Source organism: Pseudomonas sp. MSSRFD41 (assembly GCF_014230245.1).
GTDB lineage: Bacteria > Pseudomonadota > Gammaproteobacteria > Pseudomonadales > Pseudomonadaceae > Aquipseudomonas > Aquipseudomonas piscis.
Map to the genome: position 1 here is coordinate 121721 of NZ_JACKZK010000012.1, position 22642 is coordinate 144362.

25 protein-coding genes and 1 pseudogene are annotated in these 22642 nt (G+C 62.5%); 15 read left to right on the forward strand and 11 right to left on the reverse strand.

From position 1 onward, the window contains the following. Positions 1–6: 6 nt before the first annotated feature. The 4 genes from H7A76_RS18850 to H7A76_RS18865 all read right to left on the reverse strand — a co-directional run bounded on the left by H7A76_RS18850 (position 7) and on the right by H7A76_RS18865 (position 2968). Positions 7–1362: a fatty acid--CoA ligase family protein gene (locus H7A76_RS18850; protein ID WP_185699882.1), complete on the reverse strand. Its 1356-nt coding sequence runs from the start codon at positions 1360–1362 to the stop codon at positions 7–9. Then, a complete protein-coding gene (locus H7A76_RS18855; protein ID WP_185699883.1) occupies positions 1359–2054 on the reverse strand; it encodes an SDR family NAD(P)-dependent oxidoreductase in 696 nt (231 codons plus the stop codon). The genes H7A76_RS18850 and H7A76_RS18855 overlap by 4 nt, the downstream gene beginning before the upstream one ends. 9 nt (positions 2055–2063) lie before the next feature. Then, complete coding sequence (locus tag H7A76_RS18860) at positions 2064–2342, reverse strand: hypothetical protein (RefSeq protein ID WP_185699884.1); 279 nt, start codon at positions 2340–2342, stop codon at positions 2064–2066. Between the two features lie 140 nt (positions 2343–2482). Further along, on the reverse strand, positions 2483–2968 hold the full coding sequence (locus H7A76_RS18865) for a MaoC family dehydratase (RefSeq protein WP_185699885.1): 486 nt from the start codon (positions 2966–2968) through the stop codon (positions 2483–2485). 679 nt (positions 2969–3647) lie between these two features. Between H7A76_RS18865 and H7A76_RS18870 the strand changes: the two genes are divergently transcribed. Next, positions 3648–4118: a GNAT family N-acetyltransferase gene (locus tag H7A76_RS18870; RefSeq protein WP_312026263.1), complete on the forward strand. Its 471-nt coding sequence runs from the start codon at positions 3648–3650 to the stop codon at positions 4116–4118. Here H7A76_RS18870 and H7A76_RS18875 read toward each other — a convergent pair. Together H7A76_RS18875 and H7A76_RS18880 are read right to left on the reverse strand one after the other, a co-directional pair. Next, a complete protein-coding gene (locus tag H7A76_RS18875; protein WP_185699887.1) occupies positions 4110–4946 on the reverse strand; it encodes an alpha/beta fold hydrolase in 837 nt (278 codons plus the stop codon). The genes H7A76_RS18870 and H7A76_RS18875 overlap by 9 nt on opposite strands. Next, positions 4943–5167 (reverse strand): DUF1272 domain-containing protein, encoded by a 225-nt coding sequence (locus tag H7A76_RS18880; protein ID WP_185699888.1) that lies wholly within the window; start codon positions 5165–5167, stop codon positions 4943–4945. The genes H7A76_RS18875 and H7A76_RS18880 overlap by 4 nt, the downstream gene beginning before the upstream one ends. Positions 5168–5265: 98 nt before the next feature. On the opposite strand from H7A76_RS18880, the gene H7A76_RS18885 reads away from it, so the two are divergent. The 7 genes from H7A76_RS18885 (at position 5266) to H7A76_RS18915 (ending at position 10269) form a co-directional block, all read left to right on the forward strand. Then, the gene (locus H7A76_RS18885) at positions 5266–5871 is read left to right on the forward strand and encodes a TetR/AcrR family transcriptional regulator (RefSeq protein WP_185699889.1); all 606 of its coding nucleotides are present in this window, start codon (positions 5266–5268) and stop codon (positions 5869–5871) included. Positions 5872–5964: 93 nt separating this feature from the next. After that, complete coding sequence (locus tag H7A76_RS18890; RefSeq protein ID WP_185699968.1) at positions 5965–6774, forward strand: AraC family transcriptional regulator; 810 nt, start codon at positions 5965–5967, stop codon at positions 6772–6774. 80 nt (positions 6775–6854) lie between these two features. Beyond that, positions 6855–7511, forward strand: coding sequence for a LysE family translocator (locus H7A76_RS18895; protein ID WP_185699890.1), 657 nt, complete (start codon positions 6855–6857; stop codon positions 7509–7511). Between the two features lie 130 nt (positions 7512–7641). Then, positions 7642–8058, forward strand: a complete 417-nt coding sequence (locus tag H7A76_RS18900) for an NUDIX domain-containing protein (protein ID WP_185699891.1) — start codon at positions 7642–7644, stop codon at positions 8056–8058. Further along, positions 8055–9008, forward strand: coding sequence for an alpha/beta hydrolase (locus H7A76_RS18905; RefSeq protein ID WP_185699892.1), 954 nt, complete (start codon positions 8055–8057; stop codon positions 9006–9008). Before H7A76_RS18900 ends, H7A76_RS18905 begins: the two co-directional genes overlap by 4 nt. A gap of 131 nt (positions 9009–9139) precedes the next feature. Continuing rightward, positions 9140–9745: an SCO family protein gene (locus H7A76_RS18910; RefSeq protein WP_185699893.1), complete on the forward strand. Its 606-nt coding sequence runs from the start codon at positions 9140–9142 to the stop codon at positions 9743–9745. Beyond that, the gene (locus H7A76_RS18915; RefSeq protein WP_185699894.1) at positions 9745–10269 is read left to right on the forward strand and encodes a copper chaperone PCu(A)C; all 525 of its coding nucleotides are present in this window, start codon (positions 9745–9747) and stop codon (positions 10267–10269) included. Before H7A76_RS18910 ends, H7A76_RS18915 begins: the two co-directional genes overlap by 1 nt. Positions 10270–10573: 304 nt before the next feature. On the opposite strand, the gene H7A76_RS18920 is transcribed toward H7A76_RS18915, so the two are convergent. After that, complete coding sequence (locus H7A76_RS18920) at positions 10574–11194, reverse strand: trans-aconitate 2-methyltransferase (RefSeq protein ID WP_185699895.1); 621 nt, start codon at positions 11192–11194, stop codon at positions 10574–10576. 78 nt (positions 11195–11272) lie between these two features. Next, complete coding sequence (locus tag H7A76_RS18925; RefSeq protein WP_185699896.1) at positions 11273–12682, reverse strand: MFS transporter; 1410 nt, start codon at positions 12680–12682, stop codon at positions 11273–11275. Positions 12683–12899: 217 nt separating this feature from the next. Here H7A76_RS18925 and H7A76_RS18930 point away from each other — a divergent pair, with 217 nt between their 5' ends. Both H7A76_RS18930 and H7A76_RS18935 read left to right on the forward strand, forming a co-directional pair. Then, the gene (locus H7A76_RS18930; protein ID WP_409302397.1) at positions 12900–13571 is read left to right on the forward strand and encodes a helix-turn-helix transcriptional regulator; all 672 of its coding nucleotides are present in this window, start codon (positions 12900–12902) and stop codon (positions 13569–13571) included. After that, a complete protein-coding gene (locus H7A76_RS18935) occupies positions 13568–15013 on the forward strand; it encodes an alpha/beta hydrolase (RefSeq protein ID WP_185699897.1) in 1446 nt (481 codons plus the stop codon). Before H7A76_RS18930 ends, H7A76_RS18935 begins: the two co-directional genes overlap by 4 nt. 67 nt (positions 15014–15080) lie before the next feature. Here the strand turns inward: H7A76_RS18935 and H7A76_RS18940 are convergent, their stop codons facing one another. Together H7A76_RS18940 and H7A76_RS18945 are read right to left on the reverse strand one after the other, a co-directional pair. Beyond that, the gene (locus tag H7A76_RS18940; RefSeq protein ID WP_185699898.1) at positions 15081–15551 is read right to left on the reverse strand and encodes a hypothetical protein; all 471 of its coding nucleotides are present in this window, start codon (positions 15549–15551) and stop codon (positions 15081–15083) included. Further along, positions 15545–16000: a glucosaminidase domain-containing protein gene (locus H7A76_RS18945; protein WP_185699899.1), complete on the reverse strand. Its 456-nt coding sequence runs from the start codon at positions 15998–16000 to the stop codon at positions 15545–15547. Before H7A76_RS18945 ends, H7A76_RS18940 begins: the two co-directional genes overlap by 7 nt. A 312-nt stretch (positions 16001–16312) precedes the next feature. On the opposite strand from H7A76_RS18945, the gene H7A76_RS18950 reads away from it, so the two are divergent. The 4 genes from H7A76_RS18950 to H7A76_RS18965 all read left to right on the forward strand — a co-directional run bounded on the left by H7A76_RS18950 (position 16313) and on the right by H7A76_RS18965 (position 20316). Further along, positions 16313–17326, forward strand: coding sequence for an iron ABC transporter substrate-binding protein (locus H7A76_RS18950; RefSeq protein ID WP_185699900.1), 1014 nt, complete (start codon positions 16313–16315; stop codon positions 17324–17326). Positions 17327–17329: 3 nt separating this feature from the next. Next, a complete protein-coding gene (locus H7A76_RS18955) occupies positions 17330–18940 on the forward strand; it encodes an ABC transporter permease (RefSeq protein WP_185699901.1) in 1611 nt (536 codons plus the stop codon). Next, complete coding sequence (locus H7A76_RS18960; RefSeq protein WP_185699902.1) at positions 18937–20007, forward strand: ABC transporter ATP-binding protein; 1071 nt, start codon at positions 18937–18939, stop codon at positions 20005–20007. The genes H7A76_RS18955 and H7A76_RS18960 overlap by 4 nt, the downstream gene beginning before the upstream one ends. A gap of 96 nt (positions 20008–20103) precedes the next feature. Further along, positions 20104–20316, forward strand: coding sequence for a DUF4880 domain-containing protein (locus H7A76_RS18965; RefSeq protein ID WP_185699903.1), 213 nt, complete (start codon positions 20104–20106; stop codon positions 20314–20316). A 10-nt stretch (positions 20317–20326) separates the two neighbouring features. Here the strand turns inward: H7A76_RS18965 and xerC are convergent. Beyond that, positions 20327–21043, reverse strand: a pseudogene (gene xerC / locus H7A76_RS18970) (tyrosine recombinase XerC). A gap of 455 nt (positions 21044–21498) precedes the next feature. Here xerC and arnB point away from each other — a divergent pair. After that, entirely contained in the window at positions 21499–22638 is a 1140-nt protein-coding gene (gene arnB, locus H7A76_RS18975) for a UDP-4-amino-4-deoxy-L-arabinose aminotransferase (RefSeq protein ID WP_185699904.1), read from the forward strand. Positions 22639–22642 lie beyond the last annotated feature (4 nt).

A 22642-nucleotide genomic window follows, 5' to 3' on the forward strand; every position in this document is an offset into this window, starting at 1 on the left:
GTCCAATTAACGCTCGACGTTGCGTTTCTTCTTCGCTCTCTCCGAAACAGCAATTTCATCAACCATCCTGACTCTCACGGGCATCTTGAATCGCTCCAGCTTGCCTGCGAGAAAATCCAGGGTTGCCTTTCTCAAACCCTCGGCACTGATCGGGTACGCCGGTTTTACATTCACCCCTACCGCCTGGCCGGTAATAGCGTTGTTGATCCCGTATACGAGGCAGTCCTGGACCAATGGGCATCCAAGAAGCAAGGACTCGACCTCAATCGGCAGGACCTTCTCTCCACCGACGTTGATCACCTCGTTCATCCGCCCCAGGATCTGTATTTCTCCGTCACTGCCCGACTCGGCCAGGTCCCCGGTGCGGAACCAACCATCTTCTGTCAGCGAAGTGTTTTCGACATTGAGATAGCCGAGGAACTGGCTCGGTGACTTCAACTGGAGTTCGCCATCGACAATGCGATATTCAAAACTCTCGTCGACGATCTTGAAGCGCGTGCTTTGCGAAGAAGCGCTCTGTGTCCCGGCTATTCCTGTTTCAGAAGTGCCGAAAGTCTGGAGCAGCCGCACCCGGGGAAATATTTCTCGCAAATAGACCAGAAGCTGCGCTGGCATGGCTTCCGTGCCGTAAGTAATGAGCCTTAATGCCGACAAGTCGTAGCGGTGGTGGAAATCCCCAAGGCGCAACAGGTTCAAGAATGTCGGGTTGGCAGGCAAGACCTGCACCTGGTGCATCTCCAGCTCCCGGCACACGGCATCCGGCGTTCTCTCCCTCACGACGACCGCACAATTACCGGAAAACAATATGTTGATTAATGTATTCACGCCGCCGATGTGGTCGAACATCAGAAACAGGATGACCACAAGTTGCCGCCCCCTGGATTCTTTGTCTTTTTCAGCGATCAGTTTGTCCAGGTCATGCAGAATCGCCTTCGGTCTTCCGGTACTGCCGCTGGAAAGCAGGATCAATCCAGCGGCCCCACGGGTCTTGAGAGAGCAATACAAAGGGTGCCGGGACTGGCCGGGACAAGGCTCGACGGCTACATCATCCAAGGCCCTGACCATGAAACTTGCATCGCAGGACACCTTCAGAGTTTCCTCGACCGAGGACGTCAGGTTCGTGACCGGCGCAACGATGGCCTTGATGGCAGCCAAGGCCAGCAAGGCCAGGACCCCATTGGCCGAATAATTCCCATGCAGCACCACCACGTGCCCCGGCGCGATGCCGGACTGCATGAAATGCGTGGCCAGATCCCTGACCTTCTGCGCTACCTGCATGTACGAAAGCACGATGTCCCCATCCACCAGTGCTCGACGAACGCCCCTAGCTTCCAGGCCGCGCAGCCAACCTGAATTGATCATCTGACCCCTCCTAGATAGAGCGTCTCACCGGATACGAAACCCGACGCCTCGGAAATAAGGAACTCCACCGGCCCGACCACATCCTGGAACTCACAGGGCCGCTTGATGGCCTGGCGGGCAATGAGTGCGTCGATCTTGTCCTTGCCCAGGGTCCTGGTAAGCGCTGTTCGCAGCGGGGGCAATCCCAGGGTATTCACGCGGATATTCAAGGGGGCGATTTCCCGGCTTAGAGAACGAGTGAACTGCTCTATGGCCGCCTTGCTGGTTGCATAGGCAAGTTGCCCCTCCAGGGAGAACAAAGCCGCCACCGAAGAGATATTCAATATTGCCCCCGAACCACTGCTGTTCTTGAGCAACTTCACCGCCTCACGGCAGCACTGCATGACTGAGAATACATTCAGGTCGTAGAGCTTTTTGGTGTTGTCCAAGTCGCTCAGCAGAAATGGCTCCATGACGGATGCACCCGCGTTATTGATCAACGCATCGATAAATCCATAGCGTTTCCTTATTGCATGGAACATTGCTGAAACAGATCTGGAGTCAGTCAGGTCAACATTGAAATGCATGTAGCCGGGAGGCATCTTGGCTGCATCCCTGCGACTACAACCAATGACCGTATGCCCTTTCCCGATCAGATGCTTGACCAACATTCGACCTAGTCCGGTACGCGTTCCCGTAACAAGGATCAGCATAAAAGCTGCCTAGCTGGCTTCTAGAGCGGGTATCTCTTCCATGATGAATTCGACCAGCGTCGATGGGTTTTGAAATGGACTTACTTTCCGCGAAATAGCACGATCGGACGTCAGTGATACAGACAAGTCGTACTTGTCGGCGATCAACTCTTCAATTCGCATCATCAATGTCACCAACTGCAGGGAGTCGAACAGGCCATCCACTCCATATATGGTTATCTTGCTCATGTCTTCAACCGACAGGCCATTGCTCTGGCTGGCAATGCTCTCGGCCAGTGACTGGTTCACGACACTATCGATATCTGCTCTGGTTGGCATGTTCTCACCTCGCCATAGTGCGTTAGTTGAAATGCTCAGGTTAGTAATGTCGAGTCAGCGACAAGAAATCACGCCGCTTGCGCCCAATAACAGGATCTGAAATAGAAGTTCTATTGAGCGACAGGGTCGCGCAGTGCCAGGAAGTTCATCGGCTTCACGCTCGCCACGACTTCATCGTCTTGATTGATGCCTTCGAGCAGGGAGACGACCATGCCCCGATCGGGCTTGGAACGAGAGCGCCTGGTTTCCAGGATCGAAACCCGCAACCGCAGTCGATCACCAGGACGAACAGGCTTGAACCACCGTATCTCATCGACCCCAGGTGAGGCACGACTTGCCACGGAAGACAGATAGTTATCAACGAACAGGCGCATCATCAGGCCCAGCGTATGCCATCCGCTGGCAATCAATCCTTGAAAAGGACCACTTGCCGCAGCCTGCGGATCGAGGTGCATCATTTGCGGGTCGAATTGCTTGGCGAACGCTATGATCTCGGATTCACCGACCCTCAATGGACCATACTCGAATACCGAGCCTTCGATATAATCTTCGAAATAACGCTCATTAATAGAAGTGGAAAACGTCGACAGCTTCATCTTGATATTTCCTTTATCCATTAATAACCAACCCTTCGGGCAGGTTGCATGCAGTCCCTTGGTGAAACTTTAACTATATGGTTAATTGCCCTCTACGTACTCAGCGAAGCTAAAGCTTGAGATTTACAAAAAGAGTCGGGACCAGACCTCTTGCTGATACCTTCCGCTTGGAATTGCAGGCATGTCAAGAAAAAATTTCACCAAATAAGATGTATCGTTTCAGTACTAATCACGGGTGTTGAATGCCCATCTTTGTTTAGATCAAACCAATGGGCAATGACTGTTTTTTTCTTATGGACGCATGATTATTCGATGAACGGTATGCTGGCTCAAGCATGGCAAACTCAGGGGAAAGACTTGCCGATCGCGGAAGAATAGTTATGTCAAAGGATACTAATCATCCGTATTGTCAGCTCGACTGTTGACGCTCTAGCCCGCACTTCTCATCGCCACTCGTTGCATTGCGTCGATTCAAGGCGAGGAATGATTCGGATACTGGTTTCCAGGCTTGCCCACTCATTATGGGAGAATGTTGATAATCACGATGGGCGAGCGTAGGCGAGATCGAGCAGAAATCATCAAGCTGGAAAAATACCCTGGAAGACCCGTCAGGTCGTGGATGCGGCAGAACTCACCCTTTGTTATGTTGCGCCCCCTGCCAGCCCAAGAGAAATTCAAGGTGTCCAAGGTAAAGCTCACTGCTGTCGATCAAACCAACTACGAACGAATCTGCGACCTGGAAGTGTTCGAGGAACAGGAAGCCTACGTCGCCTCCAACCTCTGGTCGCTGGTGCAGGCCAGCTACAACCCGACTTGCACTGCCCGCGCCATCTACTACCAGGACGCCCCCGTCGGCCTGTTCCTGTGGAGCGCCGAGAGTCCGGGAAAAGTCTCCATATGGCGCTTCATGGTGGACAAACAGCATCAGCATCGCGGCATCGGCCGCCAGGCCCTGGGCTTGTTGCTCGAGGAGCTGCGACACATCCAGGGCCTGGCGCAGATAGAGATCTGCTACCACCCCGAGAACCCGGTAGCCGGTAACTTCTACTCCAGTTTCGGTTTCGTCGAGACCGGCATGGACAAGGACGGTGACGACATGCTGGCGGTGATCGATGTGCCGCAACCCGCCAACCGGCCATGCCTAACCTGAGAAACTCCGCAGTTGTTGCAGCAGTTCGCCCTGCAGGGCCGTACTGCGGAAGAAACCGAAGTGCCCCACCGGGCCGGCACTGCGTGGCGTGCGCTTGACCTGCAATGCGGCCGCAGAATAGGCGTCATGCATCCGCTGCGCGGCGACCCAGGGCACATAGTGGTCGTCGTCGAACACCCAGCTGACCAGCGGAATCGCCAGGTTGGCGTAACCGCCCCGCCGGGCCAGGCCAAAGCGTTCGGCCAGCAGGTAGTCGGGCTCCCGTACCCAGCGTGACCACTCCAGCATCAGCCGGCTCGGCAGGTTCTGGTTGCCCAGGCCCAGCAGCCGCGCCGGAAACGTCGCGCCGAACCTGGCAACCAGCGGAATCAGCAGGCCGAACAGCAAGCCCATGCGCAGCCGTTCGAGCCCTGTCCAACGCTTCCAATAGGGAAATGATCCGCAGATAAAGGCCGCTGCCCGCAACTGCCCCGCTGCGTGGGATAACCCGAGCAACTGGGCGCCGATACTGTGACCGACGAAGTACAGCGGCATGGCCGGACGCTCGGCGCGACAGAATTCGATGGCGGCGCTGATATCCTGCACTCCCCAGTCGGCCAGCGAACATCGGGCTTCCGAGGGCGGTTCATCCTGTGTTCCGCGATAGCTGTACAGCAGCACATCGAAACCCTCCTCGGCGGCCAGGGTCGCAAAAGCCCGGTAGAAGCCGCGCCGCACGCCCAACGCGCCGGACACCAGGATCACTCCCTGCGCCGGCCCCTGGGCATCATGGTAATCACCCGGCAGCACGACGCCGTCGGCGCATTGAATCTCCACCTCGCGGCTCATGTTCGCCCTCCCCGCTTGAACAGGCGATCGACCAGCACCCGGGCGGGTTGGCGAGTGCGCCAGGGCCGTTGCACCAGGTTGCCGGCGCAGTTCGGGCAGCGATAGGCCAACCGTACGGCACAAGGCTCACAGAACGTGCATTCATAAGAGCAGATGTACGCCCCGCCACTATCGCTCAAGGCGCTGGCGCAGGCCTGACAACGGGTTTTCATCTTCAGCATGGATACCTCTGCATTCCTGGACGAACCTGAATGAAGCAGCGTCCTGTACTTGCGAGCGCCGCGTGCTAGCATTACATACCGACAGTATGTAAAAAGGCATGAGTATGAATGTCAAGAGCCGGCAACAGGAAAACTCCGAACTGACCCGCGATGCCCTGCTGGACAGCGCCCGCGAGCAGTTCATCGCCCATGGTTACAACGCAGTCTCCATCGACAGCATCGCCAGCCAGGCGCGGGTGACCAAGGGGGCGTTCTACCACCACTTCGCCAACAAGAAGGAGTTGCTCGCCCAGTGCTATGAACGACAGATGCAGATGATCGCCCAGGCCCTGGACCAGGTGCCGGTGACGGAGGACCCCTGGCTACGTGCCCAGCTACTGGCCACGGCGTTCATCGATACAGTGATGCGTCACCGCAAGCAGCTGTTGTCGTTGCAGGAAGTGATCAGTGTGCTGGGCTGGGAGGACTGGAAAGCCATCGACTCCCGCTACACCCTGCACCACATCGCCAAGCTGATGCATGAGCTGCACGCCGCCGGGCGGGTCAAGCCCTACGACCCGAACAACCTGACCAACCTGGTCTACGGCTTCCTCACCCAGGCGGCCATCAGCATCAAGGATGCCCAGGACAAGCTCCAGGCCGCGGGCGAAATGAAACTGATCGTCCACGACTTCTTCGCTAGCCTGAAGCCCAATGGCCACTGACCTCGGCCTCGGAAACCTCGACGAGCGAGCTTCTGCCGGGCACCGATCAGCGTTAGTCTTGATCGCCCAGCCCCTGCCCAGGCCCTGCCGATGATGTCTTGCACCGCCCAGTTCTGGCGCGATCCACAGTTGCCCTACGTCGAGAGTCGCCGGGCCTGTGACAGCCGCGCCAACTACAAGGCCCATAGCCACCCCACGCTCTCCATTGGCGCGGTGGACCGTGGCGAAAGCATCTTCACGGGAGCCCCAGCGGGGCCGACGCTGATCCGTGCCGGCAGTGTGGTGTGGGTTCCGGCCAATTGCGTGCACGCCTGCAATCCTCGCTCGGGCACGGCCTGGAGCTACCAGATGCTGCACCTGGATGCCGCCTGGGTGGAGGCCCTGCGCCAGGAGCAGCTCGACGACCCAGCCATATCCAGGCGCCAGATCCTGCTCAGCGACACCCCGCGGCTCTATCAAGGCTTCTGTCGGCTCAACGATCTGTTGTTTTCCGCCGCCAACTGGCAGGACAAGGAAGCAGCGCTGATCGAGTTCATCGGTGATTTTTCGACCCGGGAGCAACCGACGCTCGCCCTGGCCGCGGACCTTGCCCAGGCCAGCGCCGGAGTCCGCCGGGTCGTGGCCTTCCTGCGCCAGGCCCCGCAAGCGGCAAGCCCGTTGGCAGAATTGGCGCAACTGGCCGGCATCAGCCGCTACCAGTTGATCCGGGCCTTTCGCAGCGCCACCGGAATGACACCCCACGCCTTCCAGCTGAACCAGCGGATCATCCAGGCTCGATCCTCACTGCAGGCCGGCGAGGCCCCGGCGGCCCTGGCGCAACGCCTGGGTTTCGCCGACCAGGCGCACTTCCAGCGGGTGTTCAAGGCCCATGTCGGCGTCACCCCAGGGCTGTACAAGGCCTGAGGCCGCGCAATTTTCTTCAATACCCGGCCCGTGGCCCCAAGCAGACTTCCTGCCCCTCTTGCTCTGTGGAAGTCTTGTCCATGTTCGAACAGTTCCTGCTGGTGGCCGCCGCGCACTTTCTCGCATTGCTCTCCCCCGGCCCCGATTTCTTCCTGGTGGCGCGCATGTCCATGGCCGCCGGTTGGCGATCGGCCACCGGGGCCTGCCTGGGAATCGCCCTGGCCAACGGCGTATTCATCGTCCTGGCATTTGCCGGCGTCTCGGTATTGCGCCCGGACGGCCTGCTGTTCCTGGTAATCCAAGTGGCCGGCTGTGCCTATTTGCTGTACGTGGGTGGGCTGTTCATCCGCCATGCCGGCGGTCGTTCGCTGACCACGGTGACGTCCCATGGCCAGGACCGGGCCGGCTGGTGGCGCGGACTGGGCATGGGGTTCCTCTCAGGCATCCTCAACCCCAAGAACGCACTGTTCTACGCCAGCCTGGCATCGCTGGTCGGTGCCGGGATCGGCAATGGCTGGAAGCTGGCCTACGGTCTGTGGATGTTCAGCGCGGTACTGGCTTGGGATGTACTGGTGGCCGTGGCCATCGGCAATGCCCGGGTCCGCCAACGCTTTTCCCGGGCCCTGCCGTGGTTCGAGCGCTGCACCGGGGCGCTGCTCATCCTCCTGGCCCTGGGGGTACTGGGCGCGATGCTGGTACGCACTTGCTGGTTGTGGGGAATCGGGCTGCGCTGCTGACTCGTCGTGGAATGGCCGCGCCCGATTACAAATGAACAACAAAGCCCAGCAGGGTTGTCATACCCCTAACCGATATTGTCGTCCTGGGCCGTCGGTGCCCGCCCCGTCCAACCCTCCGAGGAGAACCGCCATGCCACAAGAACCCCGCCTGGGATGCGGCGCCGCCATCGTGCGCGACGGTCGACTGCTGCTGGTCAAGCGCCTGCGAGAGCCCGAGGCCGGACACTGGGGCCTGCCGGGAGGCAAGGTCGACTGGCTCGAGCCGGTGGAACAGGCCATGCGCCGAGAGATTCTCGAAGAACTGGGGCTGACGCTGCAGGGTGTCAGCTTGCTATGCGTGGTCGACCAGATCGACCCGCAGCGCGGCGAACACTGGGTGGCGCCGGTGTACCTGGCTTCGGCGCCCGCCATGGCGCCTTGCAACCTCGAACCGCACAAGCACAGCGAGATCGCCTGGTTCGAACTCGATCGCCTGCCGCAACCGCTGACCCAGGCCACCCGCACCGCGGTACGGGCGCTGGTGCAGATCGCGGCGGTGGAGTCTTGATCGGCACAGGTCGCTGGATCCTCGTCGTGCTGCTGGGCCTTGGCGGGCTGGCCAGGGCCGGGGAACCAGCGCCACAGCACCTGCTTCGGCCCGATGGCTCGTCAATCAGCTATTACCTGCAGCAACGCCAGCCATCCGGGCCGTCAAGCTCGCTGCTGGTGATCCTCCAGGGTTCGGATTGCAACAGCGTGAGCCACATAACGAGCATCCCCCTCCTGGCCCAGGCGATGCCCGAGGCCGATGTACTGACCGTGGAAAAGTACGGGCTCGAGGCGACCCTGCCCTACAGCCAGGACGCCGAACGCGCGAATTGCCCGCAGGCCTACCTGGAGCACGACAGTCCGACGCAGCGCACGGACGACCTGCAAGCGGTGATCCAGCACCTGCGCCAACAACGCCATTACGCCTCGGTAATTGCCCTCGGCGGCAGCGAAGGCGCGGTGATCGCCCATGCCCTGGCCGCACGCCCAGGTGTCGTCGATGCCACCGTGGCCTTCAATGGCGGTGGCCAGTGGTTTGCCGACGACCTGTTGCACAGCGTCGATAGCAGCGATCTGCCGGTGGCGGAAAAAGCCGAAGCGCGCCAGGGTTTGCAGGCTTTCATCCAACAGGTGCAAGGGCAGCCACCGGCCGACCTGCGAGCCAGTGGCCACGGTGCCCGCTGGTGGCAAGAGGTACTGCGACTTGATCAACTGGCCCTGCTGCAAGATAGCCATAGCCCCGCGCTGGTCATCCAGGCCATGGCCGACCAGTCGGTATCGGTGCCGGCGGTCATGGCGATGATCGAGCAACTGCGCAGGGACGCCCGCCCGGGAGTGGATTTTCGGTCTTATCCCGGGCTGGGCCATCGCTTCGACGATCACCACGGACAAAGCCACATGCCCACCGTGGTAGAGGACATCGCCCTCTGGCTGCGCCAGTTGCCATCCCCTGGCGACAAGTGCGGGTGAGTGCCCGGCACGGGCCATGGACTGCGACCGATGGCCGCAGGCCTTGGTCTAATTAGCCCGCCGTGTTCGCCGTCCGTTTGTTACCATGCGCGGGTTTTTTGCCTGTCTGGCTGTTCAAAGGGCGTTATTTCATGAGTGTTCTACTGACTCGCCGCACGCTGCTCACCAGCGCCGGAGTACTCGGCCTGGGCCTGCTGGCCGGTTGTGACAACAGTCCCCGGCTGTCTTTCAAATACGGCAAGGACCTGAGCAATCAGATTCTCGGTCGTACCTTCAAGCTCACCGATTCCCAGGGCGAAACCAAATCGCTGTCCAGCTACCGTGGCCTGATGCCGATGATCTTCTTCGGTTTCACCCAGTGCCCGGCCGTCTGCCCCACGACACTGGCCCGCGCGGCGCAGGCCAAGAAGCTGATGGGTCGTGACGGCGATCGCCTCAAGGTGGTGTTCATCACCCTGGATCCCGAGCGCGACACTCCCGCAGTGCTGGATGCCTACGTCAAGGCCTTCGATCCGAGCTTCGAGGCGCTGTACGGCAGCCTGGAAGAAACCGCGGCCACGGCCAAGGAATTCGGGGTGTTCTATGAAAAGATCCCCAGCGGCGACACCTATACCCTTTCGCACACCGCTACCAGTTTCGTCTACGACTCCCGCGGCACCTTGCGCCTGGGCCTGTCCCAGTCCCTGAACGCCCAGGAGTGCGCGGAAGATCTGCTCACCGTCATGGAGGTCTGTTAATGACTCTGCAACCCCGTTCATTGCGTTTCAAATCCGCCCTGCTGCTGGCTTCCCTGCTGGGCCTGGCCAACGCCGCCAGCGCTGCGACCCAGGTCGACAACGCCTGGGTCCGCGCCACCGTCGCCGGCCAGCATGCCAGCGGTGCCTTCATGGACATCACGGCCAGCAGCGATAGCAAGCTGGTGCAAGTGCAGTCGCCGGTGGCCAAGAACGTGCAGATCCATCAATCGAGAATGCACAACGACGTGATGAGCATGCAGCAGGTGCAGGCTATCGACTTGCCGGCCGGCCAGAAGGTCAGCCTGGACACCCAGGGCTACCACGTGATGCTCATGGAGCTGGTAGGCCAGATCAAGGCCGGCGACAAGGTACCGCTGACCCTGACCGTGGAAAACGCCAAGGGCGAGAAGGAAAGCATCAAGGTCGACGCCGAGGCTCGTGCTCTCAACGCACCGGACCACGGCGCCATGGGCCATGGCTCGATGGATCATGGCTCGATGGACCACGGCAAGATGCAGCACTGAGCCTGCACGGTTTGAAACAAGCCGCTGTCCCGCCACGGCCAGCGGCTTTTTTGTGTCTACTCACAGCGGCAAGACCGCCCTGCCGCAGGTGGAGTTGATGACGCTTTATCGCAGTGAGCACGGGACCGGAAAACCACTGGACCCGGTGCTGAAGCAAACCCGGAGGAGCTGGACCGCAGCGACAGGCTCTTTCGCGCCCTGATCCGAGCCATGGCTCCTCGGCTTCAATCCGGACGACTGTGAAAGGCGCGCCCTGGGCCTCTGCCTGCACAGCATCGCCCGGCAACAAGGGATTATCTGAGCCTTAATAATCCAGGCCCCGCGCCAGCCATACGGTGAACCCGCAGCAGTCGGGGTCTTCACTGACATGCCGGACCACCTCGAAGCCATGGGTGTCGAGCAGCGTGCAGTACTCCCCGGGATCGAGGCTGGCGTGGTACAGCGCCTCCCCCTCGAACTCACCAATGGCCTCGCCCGCGGCCGGGCCACTGGTGAACATCAGCGCGCAACCCGGACGGGCATGGCGTTCGAACACTGCGAACATCGCTCGCTGATCGTCCGGCGCCAGGTGGAACAGGCTGTTCCAGGCCAGGATGCCGTCGAAATCTTCACCCAGGGCCAGGTCGCGCATATCGGCATGGATCCAGCGCTGATCGCCATGTCGTTGCCGGCACAGATCCAGCAATGCGTTGGAGCTGTCGACCCCGGTCAGCTCGCAGCCATGCTCGATCAGGTCACTCGCCAACGGCTCGGCGCCGCCACAGCCCAGGTCCAGCACCTGCCGCCCAGCGCCCATGAGCTGGCGAAAGCGCTGCAACCAGGCCAGCTCGGACTGAAAGCCACGGGTATTGGCGCGGCGAACCTGGTCCCAGGCCGTGGCATGGCGCTGGTACAAGTCGACGATATGGCGGGCGGAGTCATCCATGGCGAACCTGCAATCACAAGAAAAGGCGTCGATTAAACCCCGATGACGCTCCCGCCACAATCTGCAACAGCCTCGCCACTAGAGCTGCACGACCACAGGCGGGGCGCGGCGTACCTGGCGCACCGAAACGAACAACAGCAACGACAGCCCGGCGTACGAGCCGAACAACCAGCCGGCCGCCCGGGCTGTCCCGGCCAGGTCAGTACCGCTACCCAGCCCCGCCAGGTTGACGATCATCCCCGCCAGCGCCGCTCCCAGCGCTGTAGCCACCAGTTGCACGGTGGTGATCGAAGCCCCGGCCAGCTCCTTCTGGTCGGCCGGGGCGTTCTCCAGCACCCGCGCCAGCAGGTGCGGCCAGGCCAGGCCAATACCGACCCCCACCAACACCATGGCCAGGCATATTGCCCCCAGGCTCGCCAGGCTGCTGGCGGCGGGCATGGCCAGGTAGGCCAGGAGCAGCCCGGTCACCACCAGCAACGGCGCGCTGGCCACGGCCCGGGCCGCAGCGCCCGCCCCCAGCCCGGAGCTGGCCAGCGCTCCCAGGGTCCAGCCCGCAGCCATCAAGGCGGCGATGTAACCGGCCAGCAACGGCGTCTGGCCATGCAGCACCTGGAGGAACAATGGCACGAAGACCTCGCTGGTCATGCCCACCACCAGCAACGCCATGGACAGGTACAGCGACAGCAACAGGTTGCCGGACCTCAAGCTGCCACGGGGCAACAGGCGTTTAGACGAACGGTTCTCCATGGCCCCCACCACCAGCAACAGGCCCAGGCCCACGGCCAACCCCAGGACGTTGTACAGCGCCGAGGCGCTGATGCTGCCAACGGAAATCGCCAGGACCATGACCGTCAGCAGCATCAACTGCAGTCCGGGGAGTGGCGTACGTGGTGCCGGTTCGCCGTTCTTTCCCGGTAACAGGGCGACGGCCAGCAGCATGAACAGCAAGGTACAAGGCAACAGTACCCAGAATGCCGCACGCCAGCTGCCGTGCTCGGCGAATACCCCACCCACCGCCGGCCCGATCAGCGTAGCCATGCCCCACATGGCCGAGATCAGCGCCATCGCCCGGGGCCACAGCGGTTCATCGAACACCAGGCGGATCATCGCGTAGGGCAAGGCGAACAACAGGCCTCCGCCCAGCCCCTGGACACTGCGCCCGACAATCAGCCAGGCCATGTCCGACGCCAGCGCACACAAACCGCAGCCCAGCATGAACACCAGGCCCGCCAGGGCATACGCCAGCTTCGGGCCCAGCACTGCCAGGGCCCGGGTCGAGAGTACGGAGCCGATGATCGAGGCGACCACGAACAGCGTGGTGTTCCAGGCGTAGTAGCCCAGGCCGCCGATGTCTTGCACCACCGACGGCAGCAAAGTGGTGACCAGGTAGATGTTGATTGCATGCAGCGCGACGCCCCCGGCCAGGGCTGCGGAGCGCAGCCCATTCTTGCCCAGTAGCAGTGCCGACCAGCCCGTTGTCGATGCCATGGCTTGTTCCTGTCTGGTTGTTCGAGAAGGCCGCACTGTATTACACAAGCAATTGCTTTGATAATTGGTTTTTTCAACATCGACCACGCCCCGCTCTTAGCGAACCCACAAAGGACAATCTCCAGGCCAGGCCGGCGGAGCCTGTTATGCTTGCCCGGCTATCTGCGTTGCGCAGGCACTCGAATGTTCCCGATCGCCCCTTGGTCAATGGTCCAGCATGTCTACGATGTCTTCCCCGGCCGACAAGAAAAACCCCGGCGCCACCGCCGAGCGGATCCTGTTTTTGCTGAAAACCCGCGGCCCGTTGAAAACCGCCGACCTGGCGCCACTGCTGGAGGTGTCGCTGGAGGCCACCCGTCAACAGTTGCAGAAGCTGGTGGATAGCCAGCTTATCGCCGGCCAACTGATGCCGGCCCAGGGCGCCGGACGTCCGTCGCAGAAATGGGTACTGACCGAACAGGCCCAGGCGCGTTTCCCCGATACCCACGCCAACCTGACCTTGCAGTTGATCGACTCGATCCGCGCAGTGTTCGGCGCCGAGGGTGTCGAGCGCATCGTCAGCGACATGGAACGGATCAACAACGCCGAGTACCTGGCCACCTGCGCCCCGCTGTCGACCCTGGAAGAACGGGTCCGCGCCCTGGCACGGATTCGTGACCTGGCCGGCTACATGGCCCATGTGGAAAGCGCAGGCGATGACTGGTTGCTGATCGAAAGCCACTGCCCGATCTGTGTCGCCGCGCGGCAATGCCAGGGTTTCTGCCGCTCCGAACTGCAAGTGTTCCAGGCGGCCATCGGCGAATTGGGCGAAGTACGGCGCATGGAACACCTGATCACCGGCGACCGGCGCTGCGTATACCGCATCAGCGCCCCGGGCGCCGACTCATGAGCAAGCTCGCCTGGCTGCTCAAGCAGGGCGCGCTGGTGTTCACGGTCGCGGCCCTGACCCTCTCGGCCTGGCGGATCTATGACAGTGAACGCGGCCCGGCGCTGCAACCCTGGCACCTGTATGTTCCCCACGAACTGGACGCCGGGGAGCTCGACCGCAGCGATTGGACCGGCTGGCTCAAGGCCGAGGACCGGGTATTCGCCGAGGTCGAACAAGCCGTCAGCGCCTCGCTGGATCCGACCCGGGTGCCACCGTTCAATCGCTATCGCCAGGACAGCCGGGTCTATCCCCCGGGGTTCGCCACCGACTGGAACCGCTCTTACCTGCTGCGCCCGCAGGGGCACCCCCGGGGCGTGGTGGTGTTGGTGCATGGTCTTACCGACTCGCCCTACAGCCTGCGGCACATCGCCCAGCGCTATGTCGAGCACGGCTACCTGGCCATCGGCCTGCGCCTGCCCGGCCACGGCACGGTGCCCGCAGGCCTGACCGATGCCCGCTGGCAAGACTGGCTGGCCGCCACGCGCCTGGCCCTGCGCACCGCCCGGGCCGAAGTTCCGGCACCGGCGCCACTGCATCTGGTGGGTTACTCCAACGGTGGCGCCCTGGCGGTCAAGTATTCCCTGGATGCCCTGCTCGATCCGCAGTTGCCCCAGGCCCAGCGCCTGGTGCTGGTCTCGCCGATGATCGGGGTCGCGGCCTCCGCGCGCTTCGCCGGGTTGGCTGCCTGGCCGGCAGTGTTCCCGGCCTTCAGCAAGACGGCGTGGCTGAACCTGCGGCCGGAATACAACCCGTTCAAGTACAACTCGTTCCCGGTCAACGCTGCCCGCCAGTCCTGGCTGCTCACCGACGCCTTGCAAAGCCAGCTGCAAGCCTTGGCGAACGACTCACGCCTGGTCGGGTTGCCGCCGATCCTGGCGTTCCAGTCCCTGGTGGACTCCACCGTCAGCACACCGGCCCTGGTCGAGGGGCTGTATCGGCAACTGCCGGCCAATGGCAGCGAACTGGTGCTCTTGGACCTCAACCGTGCCCGGGATTTCGAGGGGTTGCTGGATCCGGCCAATGCCACCTCCGCGGCCAGCCTGCTACCACCGCCGCCACGCAACTACAGCACGCGGATCCTGAGCAACCAGGACACCGGCAACAACACGGTACAGCTGTTGAGCACCGCTGCCGGCAGCCGGCAGGAAAGCCGGCAGTCCCTGGACCTGGCCTACCCGCCGCAAGTGTTCTCGTTATCCCATGTGGCGCTGCCCTTCCCCGTGGACGATGCGCTGTATGGCACCCAGCCCACCAGCACCGAGAATTTCGGCGTGCACCTGGGGACCCTGGCCGCCCGTGGCGAACGGGGGGTGCTGGTCCTGCCCATGGATGAGTTGATGCGCCTGACCTCCAATCCCTTCTATCCCTACCTGATCCAGCGTATCGAAGCGGATATGGACTAGCCCGCCGGGTACACCGGACGGGGGCGAAACCAAGCGAGCACGCCGTCCAGCCTACTCGCCTGCCGTACTACTTCTCGTCCTCGCAGCCCAAGCCCCGGCGTTGTGGCTCCTCGTCCACCAGGGTCTTGCCGGTACGGCCCATGATCTGGCCCTGCAAGGCCCGCAGTTCACTGCCATCCAGGCGCTTGCAGCTGTTGATTTCCCAGACATCGCCGGTGGCCGTGCTGACCGAGAACAGCCCCCAGTACTCGGTGGCGCCGGCCTTGGGATCCTCGTAGCCGAGGCTGAAGTCGAAGTAGCCCGGATGCGGTGGCTTGCCGTTTTCGTCCTGCAGGTTGCCATCGACGAACACCCCGGGCTTGTCCATCTGGTAATCCTGGTGCTTGAGGGCCACCAGCAACACCTGCTGGGCCTGTTCGCGGGTCAGCCCCGAATGCTCGATCTGGGTCGGTTGCAAGCCACCAGCGGCGCAGGCGCTAAAGGCCGCGCAGGCCAGAAGCACGCCGAGCCCCCGGAAAACCAGGCGGTTGTTCAGCATGCCAGGCGCCCTCTGACCGCAACGATGATGTCCGCCAGGTACTTGGCGAAGCCGTTGCGCCCGCCGGTGGCCGCATCGCCGCTGTTATAGCCGCTGCGTACCAGGGCCTGGGCGAATTCCATGGGCTCGCGCTTGCCACGTACCGAAGCGCCGAAGCTTTGCGCGAAGGATTGGGCCGACTGCTGGAAGGAGGCGAACTTGGCCACCTTGATGGCCGCATTGCCCAGGGGCGCCTCGGCGCCGATCTGCAGCGGGGCCGGGGCGTGCATGGAAAAGAAATTGTTCAATTCACGGGCGATGCGCCCGGTGCCGTACTGGCTCTCCTGGGCCGCCAGGCCAAGGATATTCTCCACCGGCAGGTCCAGTTGATCAGCGATCGGCTGGCACACGGCCTTGTACTTGCTGACAAAGGTCACGGCACTGATGTTGTTGCACAGTCTGGCGCTCATCGGTCTTCCCTCATTTGATCTGTCAATTCCATTTCCAGCGATTTTCCGGCGCTGAGTATAAATCAGCGCCAGAGCCTTGCCTGCGCCTTTCTTAGCCTGCTCCACCCAAGCTGTGGCCCACATCACAAGCCATTCGGCATGAGCTCGGACATGACAGGAATTACGCATAAATTTGACGATTTTTTCTTGTTTGCCGCTCTACATTGCGCCCAGCTTTCACCTGCAAATGATTCCTATTGGTCAACGTGAAACGGCGACTTCCCAAGCCAAGGTCCGGACCGATGCATCCAAAAAACCAGGAGCTGCTTCACCATGGCCATTCGTACCCCCTCTATCTTCAAGTCCGCCCTGCTCGCCGGCGCCGTGATGGCTGCCGGGCATGCCTGGGCGGCGGATGCCGACGGCATCCTGGTCTACAACGCCCAGCATGAGGGCCTGACCAAGGCCTGGGTCGAAGGTTTTACCCGCGACACCGGGATCAAGGTCACCCTGCGCAATGGCGATGACAGCGAGATGGGCAACCAGTTGGTGCAGGAAGGCAACGCTTCCCCGGCAGACGTGTTCCTGACCGAGAACTCCCCGGCCATGGCCCTGGTGGATAACGCCGGGCTGCTGGCCAAGGTCGCGCCGACCACCCTGGAGCAGGTCGGTGCCGCTTACCGGCCGAGCCATGGCAACTGGGTGGGAATCGCAGCCCGCTCCACCGTGTTTGTCTACAACCCGGCCAAGCTCGGCTCCGACCAGTTGCCCAAATCGCTAATGGACCTGGCAACACCGGCCTGGAAAGGCCGATGGGCCGCCTCGCCCGCCGGAGCTGACTTCCAGGCCATCGTCAGTGCCGTCCTGGAGCTCAAGGGCGAAGCCGCCACCCTGGAATGGCTCAAGGGCATCAAGGCCAATGCCAGCCTGTATCGCGGCAACAGCGCGGTGCTCAAGGCCGTCAATGCCGGCCAGGTGGACAGTGGCGTGATCTATCACTACTACAGCTTCGTCGACCAGTCCAAGACCGGGGAAAACAGCAAGAACACCGCCCTGTACTACTTCAAGCACCAGGACCCGGGGGCTTTCGTCAGCCTTTCCGGGGGTGGCGTACTGGCCTCCAGCAAACACCAGGAACAGGCCCAGGCCTTCCTCGAGTGGATTACCAGCAAGCAGGGCCAAGAGGTACTCAAGAGCGGTCGCTCATTCGAATATGCCGTGGGCCAGGGCGCGCCTTCCAATTCGCAACTGGTGCCCCTGGCCGAACTGGATGCCCCCAAGGTCGACGCCGCCAGGCTCAACAGCAAGAAAGCCGTGGACCTGATGGGCCAGGCCGGTCTCCTGTAAGCCATGGCCGACGACCTGTCGCTGTCCAACGCCGCCGATATCGGCAAGGCCCGGGACACCACGCTGGCCGGCTATCGCCGTCGTGGCCTGGGCCCGGGGGCCGTGCCCTGGCTGTCGGCAACGGCCTTGCTGGTGTCGTTGCTGGCCTTGCTGCCCCTGGGGTTCGTCGTCGGTATCTCGATCCAGACCGGCTGGGCGACCATTGCCCAACTGCTGTTGCGCCCACGGGTCTTGGAGCTGCTGTACAACACCCTGTTGCTGCTGGCCCTGACGCTGCCGTTGTGCGTGCTGCTGGGCGTGGCCCTGGCCTGGCTCACAGAGCGCACCGACCTGCCGGGGCGCCGGGCCTGGTCCTTGCTGGCGGTGGCCCCCCTGGCCGTGCCGGCGTTCGTTCACAGCTATGCCTGGGTCAGCCTGCTGCCGGCCCTGCATGGATTGCCGGCCGCCGTGCTGGTGTCGGTGATTGCCTATTTCCCCTTCATTTACCTACCGGTCGCTGCCTCCTTGCGTCGGCTCGACCCGGCTATCGAAGACGTTGCCGAGTCCCTGGGGCTGCGGCCCTGGCCACTGTTCCTGCGGGTGGTGCTGCCACAACTGCGCCTGGCCATCGGCGGCGGTGCGTTGCTGGTGGGCCTGCACCTGCTGGCCGAGTATGGCCTCTACGCGATGATTCGCTTCGATACCTTCACCACCGCCATCTATGACCAGTTCCAGTCCACCTATAACGGACCTGCGGCCAATATGCTGGCCGGGGTGCTGGTTCTGTGCTGCTTGCTGTTGCTGACGATCGAGTCTGCCAGTCGAGGCCACGCCCGCTACGCCCGGGTCGGCTCCGGCAGCCCCAGGGCACAACGTGCCATGCGCTTGCAGGCGATTTCGCGCTGCGCCGGCCTGGGGCTGACGACACTCACCAGCCTCCTGGCCCTGGGCGTTCCCCTATGGACCCTGGGCAAGTGGCTGCTGGCTGGCGGGATAGCCGTCTGGCAAAGCGCGGACTTGCTGCCCAGCCTGCAACAGACCCTGGTCCTGGCCAGCCTCGGCGCATTGCTGACCACCCTGGTCGCCCTGCCCCTGGCCTGGTTGTCGATCCGCGCCCCGGGCCCATTGCTGCGGTTGCTGGAAAGCTGCAACTACATCAGCAGCTCCCTGCCGGGCATCGTCGTCGCCCTGGCGCTGGTGACCATCAGCGTAAAATTCGCCCGGCCGCTTTACCAGACCAGCCTTTGCGTGCTCCTGGCATACGCCCTGATGTTCCTGCCCCGGGCGCTGGTCAGCTTGCGGGCCGGTATCGCCCAGGCCCCGGTGGAGCTGGAAAACATCGCTCGCAGCCTGGGCCGTGGACCGCTGCAGGCCCTGTGGTGGATCACCCTGCGCCTGGCGGCCCCGGGTGCGGCGGCCGGGGCGGCGCTGGTATTCCTGGCCATCAGCAACGAGCTGACGGCCACCCTGCTGCTGGCACCCAACGGCACCCGGACCCTGGCGACCGGGTTCTGGGCCATGACCAGCGAAATCGACTATGCCGCGGCAGCGCCCTATGCCTTGCTGATGATCGTGCTTTCACTGCCGTTGACCGGCCTTCTCTACCAACAGTCCAGGCGCAGCGCAGGCCGATGAATACCCTTGAACTCCATGCAGTGCATAAATCCTTCGGCCCAGTAGCGGCGCTGACCGATATCAACCTTTGCGTACCCTCTGGCAGTCGCACGGCAATCGTCGGCCCCTCGGGCTCCGGCAAGACCACCCTTTTGCGCATGATTGCCGGTTTCGAATTCCCCGACCGCGGGTGCATTACCCTCGACGGCCAGGTCATGGTCGACGACCAGGGCGCGGTACCTGCCCACCAGCGCCTGATCGGCTATGTCCCGCAGGATGGCGCGCTGTTCCCGCACTTGAGCGTGGCGGCCAATGTCGGTTTCGGCCTGCCAGGGAGCCAGGACAGCAAGCGCCAGCGCATCGCTGAACTGCTGGAAATGGTCGCCCTGGAGGCCAACATGGCAACACGCTGGCCCCATGAGCTGTCCGGCGGCCAGCAACAACGAGTGGCCCTGGCCCGCGCCCTGGCCCAACGCCCGCGGTTGATGTTGCTGGATGAACCTTTCTCCGCCCTGGATACGGGCTTGCGGGCCTCGATGCGCAAGACCGTCGCCCGCCTGCTGGCCGATGCCGGAGTGACCACGGTCATGGTTACCCACGATCAGGCCGAAGCCTTGTCCTTTGCCGACCAACTGGTAGTCATGCGCCAGGGCCGGCTGATCCAGGCCGGCCCTCCCCTGGAGCTGTACCAGCACCCGCAGGATGCGCAGACGGCGTTGTTCCTGGGCGATGCCGTGCTGCTACCGGCGCACCTGGACAACGGACTGGCCCACTGCGACCTCGGCGTGCTGCCTGTACGCGATTCGGCTGCCAGGGGCCAAGCCACGATCATGTTGCGCCCCGAGCAATTGCAACTGGCTCCAGAGGCCCCGGGAAGCGGGGTCGCAACCGGTTGCGTCGCCGTGGTCAAAGATTGCGACTTCGCCGGCAACACCTGCACCCTCAATGTCGCCCTGGCCACCGCTAGCGGTGGCGAGCAGCTGGTGCCGGTACGCAATCAGGGCCCCCACCTGCCGGCCCCGGGTACTCGGGTAAGGATTTGCACCCAGGGCCTGGCACATGTCCTGGGTGCGACAACAGCAACTTGAGCCACGCCTTGGCGGCGCACGCGATTCGGCCTGATACTGGCGCGATACCCGCCCATGGCGGGCGCAGTGAGCTCCACTCTGAACAAGGATTGAACAATGACCGAGCCTGCCGACGCAGCAGATGAGTACGTAATGATGCAGGCGGCCCACTGGTGCATCCGCCTGCGCGAGGACGACTGCAGCCTCGCGGAACGCCAGGCCTTCGAGGACTGGCTACTGAGCGACCCGAGCCATGCCTGTGAGTACTCCAGGATGCTGGAAGTCTGGGACCTGACCGGCCAGCTCGTCCCCGGCACGCCGGCGGCCTGAGTCCGGTGGACTACAGGTCGAAACGGTCCATGGCGCGACGACGTTCGTTGTCGTCGCGCAGGTCATAGCTGGCGGTGGTCTGGATATTGGTGTGATGGGCCAGTTTCTGGGCGATCGCCAGGTCATGCTCTTCGATCCCCCGAGTAATGAACGAACGACGAAAATCATGGGGCGTGATCCGCACGCCCACCTCGGCTCCTCGCTGCCGAGCGATGGAGTAGATGGCATGCTTGCTGATACGTTCACGGATGATATGGCCGCCGCGGCGAATGCGATTGAACAGGAATGGATCATCGGCCTGCCCCTTGGGCAGGCGTTCGCGGCGCAGGTCGAGCCAGGTTTGCAGCTTGTGGAAGGCCCAGGCCGGCGCGTACTTGATCAACTGCTTGTTGCCCTTGGCCAGCACCTCGAGGCTGCGCTGGTCGAAGTCCACCCGGGCCAGGTCAAGGTTCACCGATGTTCATGACTCCGCGCAGGGCATTGACGTACAGCGAAGAGGTATTGGGAGCGTAGCCATCGCGACGCAAGGTCGCGACCAGGGCGGTGACATGCTCCGGCTGCAGCTGGGGTCCTCGAGGTTCATGTCCTCATACTCCAGGCGGTCGGCCGTGTCCTGCAGCACATAGCGCAGGGTCGACTGGCTGGAGGGCGCCAATCGCGCCAGGTACAGGCCCAAGGGATTGGTCGCGCCGATGTTTTCGCTGGCTTGTTCGATGGGCGCAGTCATGGACATATGTAACAAACCGGTTGCACTTGATAGCGCCTTGGCCAGTTGCGAAAAATCCTTGGGTGGCACCCTTTTCTGCTCGCCTTAAACCCGCTAAAACTGGCGGCTACAGCCAATTGATGAACAAAATTAACAAAAAACTGAACCCTGGCTGTCTAGCTCGCAGAAAAACGGAGTTTTGGCTTCTTTTTCATATTCGTTTCACATTTTTGCGCTTAATCTCAGCCACCGACGGCCCAGGGGCCTAGTGCAGCTGTTTCACAGTTTGCACGGGTAACGCCTTGATCCACTTTACTTTTCACAATCATCGTCTTTACTCATTTGCTGCATGGAACGCCACGCTGGCCCAATCAACCGGATGTGCCCGATGACCACCGCCCCCCGCGCTCCATGAACGTTGTTCGCACGCTGCACCCTTACCCCCAGCTTTCGCATTGTGTAGACCCGAGGTAACCATGAACCAGGCTTTCCTTCCTTTCTCGCGCCCGAGCATTGGCGACGAAGAGGTGGCCGCTGTAGAGCAGGTTCTGCGCTCCGGCTGGATCACCACCGGCCCGAAAAACCAGGAACTCGAACAGCTCTTCGCCGAACGTGTCGGCGCCCGCCATGCCGTGGCCCTGTCCTCGGCCACCGGCGCCATGCACATCACCCTGCTGGCCCTGGGCATCGGCCCCGGCGATGAAGTCATCACCCCCTCCCAGACCTGGGTTTCCACCGCCAACATGATCTGCCTGCTGGGGGCGACCCCGGTGTTCGTCGATGTCGATCCCGACACCCTGATGAGCGACGCAGCGACCATCGAGGCCGCGATCACTCCCAGGACCAAGGCGATCATCCCGGTGCACTACGCGGGTGCCGCTTTCGACCTCGACCCGCTCTACGCCCTGGCGGACAAGCACGGTATCGCAGTGATCGAAGACGCCGCCCATGCCGCCGGCACCACCTACCGCGGTCGCGAGATCGGCGCCCGGGGCACGGCGATCTTCTCCTTCCATGCGATCAAGAACATGACCTGCGCCGAGGGCGCGATGTTCGTCAGCGATGACGAGGCCCTGGCCAACCGGGTGCGCATGCTCAAGTTCCATGGCCTGGGCGTGGACGCCTACGACCGCCTGACCCATGGCCGCAAGCCCCAGGCCCAGGTGATCGAGCCCGGCTTCAAGTACAACCTGGCGGACATGAACGCCGCCATTGCCCTGGTGCAACTGCAACGCCTGGACTCGATCAACGCCCGTCGCGAAGTCCTGGCCAAGGCCTACCTGGAGCGCCTGGCCGGCCTGCCGGTGCAACCGTTGCACCTGCCGCAGTATCCGCAGCAGCACAGCTGGCACCTGTTCATCCTGCGCATCGATGCCGAGCGTTGCGGGCTGGATCGCGAAGCCTTCATGAAGGGCCTGCAGGAGCAGAACATCGGCACCGGCATCCACTTCATCGCGACCCACATGCACACCTACTACCGCCAGCGTTTCCCCGACGTGCACCTGCCGCACACCGAGTGGAACTCCGCGCGGCTGTGCTCGATCCCACTGTTTCCGGACATGACCCTCGACGATGTCGAGCGGGTCGCCGGCGCCATTGAAAACCTCCTGGACTGACCCC

What these genes read in the sequence shown, in the direction of transcription:
- H7A76_RS18965 (WP_185699903.1), top strand. Translation starts at nt 20,104, where the DNA reads ATGACCGAGCCTGCCGACGCAGCAGATGAGTACGTAATGATGCAGGCG.
- H7A76_RS18855 (WP_185699883.1), bottom strand. Translation starts at nt 2,054, where the DNA reads ATGCTGATCCTTGTTACGGGAACGCGTACCGGACTAGGTCGAATGTTG.
- H7A76_RS18960 (WP_185699902.1), top strand. Translation starts at nt 18,937, where the DNA reads ATGAATACCCTTGAACTCCATGCAGTGCATAAATCCTTCGGCCCAGTA.
- arnB (WP_185699904.1), top strand. Translation starts at nt 21,499, where the DNA reads ATGAACCAGGCTTTCCTTCCTTTCTCGCGCCCGAGCATTGGCGACGAA.
- H7A76_RS18950 (WP_185699900.1), top strand. Translation starts at nt 16,313, where the DNA reads ATGGCCATTCGTACCCCCTCTATCTTCAAGTCCGCCCTGCTCGCCGGC.
- H7A76_RS18875 (WP_185699887.1), bottom strand. Translation starts at nt 4,946, where the DNA reads ATGAGCCGCGAGGTGGAGATTCAATGCGCCGACGGCGTCGTGCTGCCG.
- H7A76_RS18955 (WP_185699901.1), top strand. Translation starts at nt 17,330, where the DNA reads ATGGCCGACGACCTGTCGCTGTCCAACGCCGCCGATATCGGCAAGGCC.
- H7A76_RS18880 (WP_185699888.1), bottom strand. Translation starts at nt 5,167, where the DNA reads ATGCTGAAGATGAAAACCCGTTGTCAGGCCTGCGCCAGCGCCTTGAGC.
- H7A76_RS18940 (WP_185699898.1), bottom strand. Translation starts at nt 15,551, where the DNA reads ATGCTGAACAACCGCCTGGTTTTCCGGGGGCTCGGCGTGCTTCTGGCC.
- H7A76_RS18850 (WP_185699882.1), bottom strand. Translation starts at nt 1,362, where the DNA reads ATGATCAATTCAGGTTGGCTGCGCGGCCTGGAAGCTAGGGGCGTTCGT.
- H7A76_RS18920 (WP_185699895.1), bottom strand. Translation starts at nt 11,194, where the DNA reads ATGGATGACTCCGCCCGCCATATCGTCGACTTGTACCAGCGCCATGCC.
- H7A76_RS18925 (WP_185699896.1), bottom strand. Translation starts at nt 12,682, where the DNA reads ATGGCATCGACAACGGGCTGGTCGGCACTGCTACTGGGCAAGAATGGG.
- H7A76_RS18900 (WP_185699891.1), top strand. Translation starts at nt 7,642, where the DNA reads ATGCCACAAGAACCCCGCCTGGGATGCGGCGCCGCCATCGTGCGCGAC.
- H7A76_RS18935 (WP_185699897.1), top strand. Translation starts at nt 13,568, where the DNA reads ATGAGCAAGCTCGCCTGGCTGCTCAAGCAGGGCGCGCTGGTGTTCACG.
- H7A76_RS18930 (WP_409302397.1), top strand. Translation starts at nt 12,900, where the DNA reads ATGTCTACGATGTCTTCCCCGGCCGACAAGAAAAACCCCGGCGCCACC.
- H7A76_RS18895 (WP_185699890.1), top strand. Translation starts at nt 6,855, where the DNA reads ATGTTCGAACAGTTCCTGCTGGTGGCCGCCGCGCACTTTCTCGCATTG.
- H7A76_RS18945 (WP_185699899.1), bottom strand. Translation starts at nt 16,000, where the DNA reads ATGAGCGCCAGACTGTGCAACAACATCAGTGCCGTGACCTTTGTCAGC.
- H7A76_RS18915 (WP_185699894.1), top strand. Translation starts at nt 9,745, where the DNA reads ATGACTCTGCAACCCCGTTCATTGCGTTTCAAATCCGCCCTGCTGCTG.
- H7A76_RS18885 (WP_185699889.1), top strand. Translation starts at nt 5,266, where the DNA reads ATGAGTATGAATGTCAAGAGCCGGCAACAGGAAAACTCCGAACTGACC.
- H7A76_RS18865 (WP_185699885.1), bottom strand. Translation starts at nt 2,968, where the DNA reads ATGAAGCTGTCGACGTTTTCCACTTCTATTAATGAGCGTTATTTCGAA.
- H7A76_RS18890 (WP_185699968.1), top strand. Translation starts at nt 5,965, where the DNA reads ATGTCTTGCACCGCCCAGTTCTGGCGCGATCCACAGTTGCCCTACGTC.
- H7A76_RS18910 (WP_185699893.1), top strand. Translation starts at nt 9,140, where the DNA reads ATGAGTGTTCTACTGACTCGCCGCACGCTGCTCACCAGCGCCGGAGTA.